The 1694-nt window shown below is 69.9% G+C and carries 2 protein-coding genes; both read left to right on the top strand.

The window, feature by feature from the left end:
- On the top strand, positions 1 to 587 hold a 587-nt coding region (locus tag DQW06_RS27710), incomplete at its 5' end, for a zinc metalloprotease (protein ID WP_198662572.1).
- Positions 588 to 654: 67 nt separating this feature from the next.
- Positions 655 to 1662 carry a tryptophan--tRNA ligase gene (locus tag DQW06_RS27705; RefSeq protein WP_013151433.1) on the top strand — a complete coding sequence of 336 codons (1008 nt, stop codon included), beginning with the start codon at positions 655 to 657 and terminating at the stop codon, positions 1660 to 1662.
- The last annotated feature ends 32 nt before the right edge of the window (positions 1663 to 1694 follow it).

Below are 1694 nucleotides of genomic sequence, written 5' to 3'. Positions count from 1 at the left end.
CCGCCGAGGCGGCCCGGGCCGGGGGCACGAGCGACGCCGAACCCATCGACACCGGCTTCCGCTTCGAGCTCAGCGAGGTCACCCGCACCACCAACGACGAGTGGTTCACCAGCTTCGCCGAGCACCGCGACACCGTCCACGCCAGACTGCGCCAGGGTGACGCGGCGACCCTCAACATCTACACATCGAACCTGGGCACCGGCCTGCTCGGCTACTCCTCCTTCCCCCAGGACTACGAGGACGCGCCCGAACAGGACGGCGTGGTGATCTCCCACGACACCCTTCCCGGCGGCGACCGCGACCGGTTCAACCTCGGCCACACCGGTACCCACGAGGTGGGCCACTGGCTCGGGCTCTTCCACACCTTCCAGAACGGCTGCTCCTCGCCCGGCGACTACGTGGACGACACCGCCTACGAGCGCGAGGCCGCCTCCGGCTGCCCCGAGGGCCGCGACACCTGCCCCGAGCAGGAGGGCGAGGACCCCGTCACCAACTTCATGAACTACAGCGACGACGCCTGCATGACCCACTTCACCAAGGGCCAGGCCGAGCGCATGGTCGAGCACTGGGCGGCCTTCCGCGCCTGACGAGGCGGCGCCCCGCCGCGCGTGGCCGGGACCGTGCGCGGGCCCGGCCGCCGCTAGGCTTGGTCCCATGGCAGCGAACACGTACCTGACCGGGATCAAGCCCACCGGCGACTTCCACCTGGGCAACTACATCGGCGCGATCAAGCCCGCCCTGAGCGCGGCCACGGCCTACGACACCTACTACTTCATCGCCGACTACCACGCGCTCAACACCATCAAGGACGCCGACGAGCTCCGCCACAGCATCCGGTCAGGCGCTGCCACCTGGCTCGCGTGCGGGCTCGACCCCGAACGGACGATCGTCTACCAGCAGTCCCGGGTGCCCGAGACCTTCGAGCTCACCACCATCCTGAGCGCTCTGACCCCCAAGGGCCTCATGAACCGCGCGCACGCCTACAAGGCCGCCCGCGACCGCAACAACGAGGCCGGGATCACCGACCTGGACGCCGGGATCAACATGGGGCTGTACAACTACCCCATCCTCATGGCCGCCGACATCCTCGTCATGGAGGGCACCCACGTCCCCGTGGGCCGCGACCAGTCCCAGCACATCGAGTACACCGCCGACATCGCCGGGTACTTCAACCACCGCTTCGGCGAGTCCTACAGCTTCCCCGTCCCCAAGGGCGTCATCGACGACAGCGACGCGAGCATCCTGCCCGGCGTCGACGGCCGCAAGATGAGCAAGTCCTACGACAACCACATCCCGCTCTTCCTGCCGGAGAACAAGCTAAAGAAGGCCGTGCGCCGCATCCCCACCGACTCCACGCCGGTCGAGGACCCCAAGGACCCCGACAGCTCGGTGCCCTTCCAGCTGCTCACGCACTTCGCCGACGCCCAGAAGGTCTCCGAGGTGCGCAAGCGCCTGGAGGCGGGCGGCATGGGCTGGGGCGACCTCAAGAACGAGCTGTTCGAGGCGATCAACGCCGAGCTGGGCCCCAAGCGGGAGCGCTACGAGGAGCTGATGGCCGACCCGGGGCGGATCGACGCCGTCCTGGCGGCAGGGTCCGAGCGCGCGCGCGAGCGCGCCCGCGCCACCCTGGAGCGCGTGCGCGCCGCCGTCGGCGTCGCCTGACACACGGGGGCGGCGGGTCAGCGCGCTGACCC

The sequence above is a fragment of the Nocardiopsis sp. TNDT3 genome, assembly GCF_003427465.1.
Classification (GTDB): domain Bacteria; phylum Actinomycetota; class Actinomycetes; order Streptosporangiales; family Streptosporangiaceae; genus Nocardiopsis; species Nocardiopsis dassonvillei.
The sequence above is the reverse complement of the archived record's forward strand: the minus strand, read 5'-3'. Positions and strand labels throughout refer to the sequence as shown.

What these genes read in the sequence shown, in the direction of transcription:
- DQW06_RS27705 (WP_013151433.1), top strand. Translation starts at nt 655, where the DNA reads ATGGCAGCGAACACGTACCTGACCGGGATCAAGCCCACCGGCGACTTC.